Genomic DNA, 6,838 nt, shown 5'->3' on the forward strand with positions numbered 1-6,838 from the left:
GCGGATACGACGTAGACACTCGCATCCTTGCAGGTCAGCGGCACCTTTCTACTACCGGGGCGTCAGATCACCCAATTCCGCTGAATACCCAGGGTGAAGTCGACGTCGAGCTTCGCGTCGTACGCGTCGGGCTGGATACCGAGTTCGTGGGTGCTGTACTCGCCGAACCGGTTGATGTGCTCGGTCAGGTACGGCGAGATGTGCGCCAGGTCTTCCGGGTCGATCTCCCATCCCTCCTCAAGGAGCTGGCGCACGATCTCCGCGATGTCCAGGGCGTTGTGGAAGATCACTGCGTTCGTGAGCAGGGCGTTGAACTTCATCGCCTTCTCCTGCTCGATGGGGTCGTTGTCGGCGATGACGCCGCGGTTGCCGAAGCCGATCCACTGGGAGAACCGGTTGAACGACTCGACCTTGTTGGTCGCCGCGGTCACCCGTCGGCGCAGCGGCGCGTCGGAGAGGTAGCGCAGAAGCTGGACGGTGCGGATCACGCGGCCGACCTCACGGAAGGCCGCGTAGGTGGCGTTCTTCCGCGACCCGGAACGCAGGCGCTTGAGCAGTGTGGAGGAGGAGATGGTGCCCTCGCGTACGGAGACGGCCACCCGCATCAGGTGGCGGAACTGGGACTCGATCAGGTCGAAGTCGATGACGTCCTTGCCCGGCTCGCCGAACAGGGCGTCGATGTGTACGTACTCGCTCCGCTTGGAGGATCGGTAGAAGGTCAGTTCCTTCCAGTTCCTGATTCTGGGCATCAGGTCGAAGCCCAGCAGGTGAGCGAGCGCAAAGACCGGGAAGCTCTGACCCTGCGTATCCGCGTGCACGGTGGTCGGCTGCACCTCGCTGGAGTTCTTCAGCAGACCCTCGATGATGTAGACGGCCTCCCACACCCCGCACGGGATGAAGTGCGTGAACAGCGCGATGTAGGTGTCCGAGACGTGGTGGTAGGCGATCCCGCCCGGCTTGCCGTACCTCACGCTCGTCTTGGACAGCAGCTTGTCGAGATACGTGTCCATGTGGGTGCCGTCCGCCGCGACGGCGGTCCCGTCGCCCCACGCCTGCGAGATGTCGAGGCGGGCGTGCGCGTTCACCAGGTCGGCGATCGCCTCGTTCAGCAGCACGATCGAGAAGTGCTTGTTGGCGACGTACGACAGCTCGTGCCCGCTCACGCCGGGGATGTGCCGGGCGGCCTCGTACGGGCCCATGTTGGTGCCCTTGACGAACGTGACGATCACGTAGCGGCCCAAGGGGTCGGTGAGCTTAGGCTCGTTGCCGGACGGCGGGCCGAAACGGCGCCACCACTCCACCCAGTACGCGGTCCGGGCCACGATCCCCATCAGGGAACGCTCTGGCATCCTCGCCTTGATCTCCTGCTCCAGCCGCTTCGCCGAGGGCCGCTGGCCGTCAGCCCGGAACGCCTTCAGCGACGGGATGCCCGTCTCCGGATCGATGACCAGGCCGTCGTTCTCCGGATACTCGGCGTCGGCCGCCGCGGCGGCGCCGCGCAGCTTGTCCTCCAGCTGCCGGCGGAAGAACTTCGCGTCGAACTCGGCGCTCTCGCCCGCCTCGGCGAGGCCGACCTCCACCAGGTAGGACCCCAGCGTCTCCTGGACGACCTCCCAGGCCAGCAGCTGCTCGGACCAGTCGGCGTACTCCTCCAAGCCGACCACCGCGACGTCGCCGGTGCGCAGTTCCTCGGCGAGCGCGGTGAAGACCATCGCCTCGAAGTGCTTGCGCACGAACTGCCCGGTCCGGGTCTTGTCGAGGACGGCCTTGCGCCAGTTCCGGGTGGCGAAGGAGATGTCGACCTCCTTTCCCTCCTCGTTGAAGGCGGTGATGTACTCGCCGCGGGCCGCCTGGTGCCGCTGGGCGTGCGCGAGGGCGTCCAGCACCCGGCTGTCCTCGCTGGTCGCGCTGAACTTCAGCTTGTCGTTGTCGGCCAGGTCGAACATCACCGCCCGGTCCCGGCCGATCTGCCCGTACAGCAGCACTTCCCAGAAGTTGCCGTGATGGGCGGAGACCTTCTCGATCTGCTCGTACTGCTTCGCGAAGCCACCGAAGCCGTCTACCGCGCGGGTGACCGCGCCGAACCCGCCGGCCTGCACCACCTGGGCCTTCACCAGGGAGAGGACCGCCGAGGAGAGCCTGCCCTCCAGCCGCGTCGCGATTTCGTCCACCGACGCCTCCTCGTCCAGACCCTCCAGGGCCTGACGGACCTCGGCGGTCATGGCCGCGGCCTTACGGGGACGAAGTCCCGCAGCTCCGAGGCATCCGCCGCGTCCGCCTCCCCGGCGAAGTCGGTGACCTTCCCCGCGGCGACCCCCTCCATCCACACATCGGTGTCGCCCAGCTCGTCCAGCCATTCCAGACGCTCGGTCAGGTTCTTGAAGTGCGACCAGGTCGGGCCCTTGGCGGGCTTCTTCAGCCGGTTGAACAGCGTCGTCCCGTCGCTGTCTCGGTCCTCCAGCAGCCGCATGAGCCCCGCCCGCTGAGCAGGCTTCATGCGGTCGTGGATGCCCGTACAGGTCGAGGCGTTCACCTCGGTGCGGATCTTCGAGGCCATCTTGTCGAAGGTCGAGAACCCTGGCAGCTCCAGCCCGGCCTCCACCACTTTCTCCAGCGCGATGTTGATGAGGTCCGCCGGGCGGTTCTTCGCCGCGGCCTCCTTACGGATCGACTGCTCGACGATTCCCCGCGCCTTGGCCTGGTCGTACGTCACGTCGGCCCGCTTGCGGAGAGGGCACCGTCCGGCGTCGACACGGCGGTCAGGTAACGGCACACGCGCTCGATGCGCTGTCCGCCGCACCGCCCGATCGAGTCCAGGACGCGCAGCGCGTGCGCGGTGTGCAGGGGCTGGCTGACCGGACCCCGCAGATCGGGTTCGAGGGCGTGACCGTACCCCTCGTCCTCATTGCGGTGGGCGGCCAGGGCGGTCTCCACGGGGTCGGCGCCGCCCAGGAAGTGGTAGGCGAAGCGGCGCTGCTCCAGCACGCGCGCGGTGAGCCAGACGAACTGCTCGGCGCGGGAGAGCGGGGTGTGCGCCGGGTGCGCAGCGGGGAGTGGGGATGCTCCGGTTTCGGCCATGGGTCAGACCGTAGGACGGAAAGCGGTCCTGGCAAGCGGTCCCGGACAGGGCCCACTCTCAGGGGCTGGATACTGGAGTCATGCGGTTGACGGTCTTCTGGCAGCGGATGGCGGATCACTTCGGTGAGGGGTACGCCGATACCTTCGCGCGCGACCACGTGATGACGGAGTTGGGCGGTCGCACGGTGCACCAGGCGCTGGACGCCGGCTGGGAGGCCAAGGACGTGTGGCGTGTGGTGTGCGGGGCCATGAACATTCCGCACGAGAAGCGCTGAAGGCGAACGAAGATCCGCAGGTGGTCCCCGACTGTCGGTCGCGTCGGGGAGACTTGCTCCGTGGCCCCGACAGACGAGACCGCACAGGTCGCTCAGCAGGAATCGCCCTTCGGCACGCCCCGGCCCGACGGGCCCCCGGTGGGTGAGGGCGCCGTGCCGGGTGTCCGCATGCCGCGCTGGCTGCCGCGCGCCATGGTGCTGGCGCTCGCCCTCATCGCCGTGTTCCAGTTCGGCAGCTGGGCGTTCCACCAGCTCACCAGCCTGCTGATCAACATCCTCATCGCGTTCTTCCTGGCGCTCGCCATCGAGCCCGCGGTGAGCTGGATGGCCTCCCGTGGCATGCGCCGGGGGCTGGCCACCTTCCTGGTCTTCCTCGGTCTGACGATCGCCGTGGCCGGGTTCGTGACGCTGCTCGGCTCGATGCTCGCGGGGCAGATCGTCAGGATGGTCGAGGGCTTCCCGGCCTACCTCGACTCCGTGATCAACTGGATCAACATGACGTTCCACACCCAGCTCAGACGGGTGGACGTCCAGGACAGCCTGGTCCACTCCGACTGGCTGAGAAAGTACGTCCAGAACAGCGCCAGCGGTGTGCTGGACGTCTCCGCGCAGGTGCTGGGCGGCCTCTTCCGACTGCTGACGGTCGGGCTGTTCTCGTTCTACTTCGCCGCCGACGGGCCGCGGCTGCGGCGCGCGCTGTGCTCGGTGCTGCCGCCCGCCCGGCAGGCCGAGGTGCTGCGTGCCTGGGAGATCGCGGTCGACAAGACGGGCGGCTATCTGTACTCGCGCGGCCTGATGGCGCTCATATCAGGCATAGCGCACTACGTCCTGCTGGAAGCGCTGGGTATTCCGTACGCGCCCGTGCTCGCCGTCTGGGTCGGCCTGGTCTCGCAGTTCATCCCCACCATCGGCACCTATCTCGCGGGCGCCCTTCCGATGCTGATCGCCTTCACCGTGGCCCCCTGGTACGCGGTGTGGGTGCTGGTCTTCGTCGTGATCTACCAGCAGTTCGAGAACTACATGCTGCAGCCCAAGCTGACCGCGCGGTCCGTGGACATCCATCCCGCGGTCGCCTTCGGGTCGGTCATCGCGGGCACCGCGCTGCTCGGCGCGGTCGGCGCGCTGATCGCCATCCCCGCGGTGGCGACACTGCAGGCGTTCCTGGGGGCGTATGTGAAGCGGTACGCCGTCACGGACGACCCGCGGGTCCAGGGGCACCGGGCCCGTGGCTCCGGAAGCGTCGCCGTGCGTCTGCGGCGGCACTTCCTCCGCTGAGCGCCGCAGCCGGGACTCACCAGGTGAGCGCCGCCCAGACTCCCGCGCCGAGCACGGCGGCGGTGTAGGCGCCGACCGCCGCGCGCAGGAGGCGCCGCTTCGCGGCGGCGCTCCAGGCGGTGCGGGACAGCAGCCAGGCCAGCGCGGGCAGCACCAGCACAGCGTGCAGGCTGACGCCGTGCAGGGGCTTGAGCGGCGCCGTCGAGTGGTACGCCGCCTGCTGATGCCCGGTGCGGGACAGCACGACCCCGCGCGCGATCATCACCGCCCCCGACAGCAGCGCCACCATCAGGATCGCGAAGCCGGAGCGCAGCGCGAGCGGCATGCCCGAGGGGCCGTCGGGCCGGTGCCGGAACGCGGCCGCGGCGAACGCCGAGAGCACGACGACCAGGACGCCGCCGCCCACCGCGAGCGTCATCGCGACCCCGGTGTCGAAGGGCGTGGTGGTGTTGAGGTGCGAAGGCACGCGACGCCACGCCTGGAGGGTGATCCCGGCGACCTCCACGACGCAGTCGGCGGCGAGGACGACGAGCAGCGCGGTGCGCGGCCGCGCACCGATGCGCAGGTACGAGGTCACCCAGGTGACCGCGATCAGCGTCAGCCCGAACGAGAGCCCGAACGTGACGGGCTTGCGCCAGGAGACGGGACCGTCCCAGGGGCCGCCGTCGACGGCGAACACCAGCAGATGCGCCAGCCCCGACAGCACGAGGGCGGTGCCGGTCGCGAGACAGAGGCGTTCACCGGGGCGGGCGGCGCGCCACACGGCGCTCGTCAGGCGGGCGGGGACGGGGACGGCGGCGGTGCCGGCCGGCCGGGCGGTGGCGGCGGGCATGCGGATTCCTGGTCGGTCCATGGGGACAGCGTCGAGGTGTTGGGCTGCAGGGTCGTCGTACCGCCGGAGACTCCTGCCGTACGCCCCGGGAAGTAGCCCTCCGCCCCGGCCGGGCACCGGCCTTCTCGGGCAGCTGTCCCGTGTCGCGAAGGGTGAGGAGTGTCATTGAGGTTTGAGTGACGCAGGTCACTTCTTTGGCGCTGGGGAGCCGGGGCGGTGGACCGTCTGGGTGAGGCGTCGCAGCGCGGCGTGGCCGGGTGGGCCCCAGGTGCGTTTGCCGCCCGGACGACCGTGGACGCCTGCCTCTCCGATGAAGATGCAGGCGAGGGCTTTCAGTACCGCCCAGCCGCGGGCGCGGCGAAGGGCCGCCGGGTCCGGGACCGGCTGATAGGCGGCGTGGAAACGGTCGGCGGCGCCGTCCGGCAGCAGTATCCACGCGGCGGCGAGGTCGCAGGCCGGATCGCCCACGCAGAGGTCGCCGAAGTCGATCACGCCGCAGAAGGTGCCGTCCGCGGTGAGGATGTTGGCCGGATGCAGGTCGCCATGGAGCCACAGCGCCGGCCCCGTCCAGTCGGGCGCGGCGACGGCGTCCTCCCAGACGGCACGGACGGCGTCCGGGTCGGGGAGCAGCCCCAGCTCGGTGGCCGAGGCCAGCGCCCGGGTGAACGGCTCGGCATGGTCGGCCAGCGGGCCCCCGCGGTCGCGGCCGGTCGGCGCCCCTTCGGGGGCAGGCCGGTGAAGAGCGGTCAGGAAGGCGGCCAAGGTGTCGGCTGCCTCCGCGGCGCGCGTGGCGGGGACGCGGTCGGCGGGCGTTCCCGGCACCCAGGTGGTGACGATCCAAGGCCGCGGAAACCGCTCGGAGGGCTCGCTGAGGCGCTGCGGGACGGGGACCGGCAAGGGAAGACGCGGGGCGAGAGCGGGAAGCCACTCGTGCTCTTTGCGCAGCAGCGCGTCCGCGGACAGCGTCGCCCAGGGCAGCCGGACGGCGAGGTCGTCGCCGAGCCGCCACACCTGGTTGTCCCAGCCGCGTGCGCCGAGCTCCAAAGGGAGACCGGCCAGGTCGGGGTGCTGGTCGTGCAGCAGATCCCGGACCAGTTCCGCGGTGATCTCGATCTCGGTGTGGGTCATGCGGAGCCACTTTAGTGGCGCGGGACATCGGCGACCGTAGGCTCGGAGATGCACGCGGTGCGCTTGACATGAAAATCGAACATCCATTCTTATGGAGCCTCCGGTTCGGCTCTCCACGGGGATTTCGACAGGGTTTTCATGGAGAAGTGCCCGAGTTAGAGGCCGCGCAGATAGGCGTGCGCTCATGGGCGGCGGTTCGGGCGGTCGTCCCAGCGGTGGGTCGTCCATGCCTGGCGGATCAGGCTACGGA

General features: G+C 69.6%; 6 protein-coding genes and 1 pseudogene. 2 read left to right on the forward strand and 5 right to left on the reverse strand.

Annotated features, from left to right (window positions below):
- Positions 1–62: 62 nt before the first annotated feature.
- The 3 genes and pseudogenes from ACWD5Q_RS34785 to ACWD5Q_RS34795 all read right to left on the reverse strand — a co-directional run.
- A complete protein-coding gene (locus ACWD5Q_RS34785; RefSeq protein ID WP_451431070.1) occupies positions 63–2,222 on the reverse strand; it encodes a transposase in 2,160 nt (719 codons plus the stop codon).
- Positions 2,219–2,713, reverse strand: a complete 495-nt coding sequence (locus ACWD5Q_RS34790; RefSeq protein WP_451431071.1) for a hypothetical protein — start codon at positions 2,711–2,713, stop codon at positions 2,219–2,221. The genes ACWD5Q_RS34785 and ACWD5Q_RS34790 overlap by 4 nt, the downstream gene beginning before the upstream one ends.
- 2 nt (positions 2,714–2,715) lie before the next feature.
- Positions 2,716–3,078 (reverse strand): annotated as a pseudogene (locus tag ACWD5Q_RS34795) (hypothetical protein); the annotation flags it as partial.
- 80 nt (positions 3,079–3,158) lie between these two features.
- Between ACWD5Q_RS34795 and ACWD5Q_RS34800 the strand changes: the two are divergent.
- Both ACWD5Q_RS34800 and ACWD5Q_RS34805 read left to right on the forward strand, forming a co-directional pair.
- On the forward strand, positions 3,159–3,353 hold the full coding sequence (locus tag ACWD5Q_RS34800) for a DUF3046 domain-containing protein (RefSeq protein WP_451431072.1): 195 nt from the start codon (positions 3,159–3,161) through the stop codon (positions 3,351–3,353).
- Between the two features lie 60 nt (positions 3,354–3,413).
- Positions 3,414–4,628, forward strand: coding sequence for an AI-2E family transporter (locus tag ACWD5Q_RS34805; protein WP_451431073.1), 1,215 nt, complete (start codon positions 3,414–3,416; stop codon positions 4,626–4,628).
- A 16-nt stretch (positions 4,629–4,644) separates the two neighbouring features.
- Here ACWD5Q_RS34805 and ACWD5Q_RS34810 read toward each other — a convergent pair whose 3' ends face one another.
- Positions 4,645–5,481 (reverse strand): hypothetical protein, encoded by an 837-nt coding sequence (locus tag ACWD5Q_RS34810; RefSeq protein ID WP_451431074.1) that lies wholly within the window; start codon positions 5,479–5,481, stop codon positions 4,645–4,647.
- Positions 5,482–5,646: 165 nt separating this feature from the next.
- Positions 5,647–6,588: an aminoglycoside phosphotransferase family protein gene (locus tag ACWD5Q_RS34815; RefSeq protein WP_451431075.1), complete on the reverse strand. Its 942-nt coding sequence runs from the start codon at positions 6,586–6,588 to the stop codon at positions 5,647–5,649.
- Between the last annotated feature and the right edge of the window lie 250 nt (positions 6,589–6,838).

The organism is Streptomyces sp. NPDC002513 (assembly GCF_053595355.1).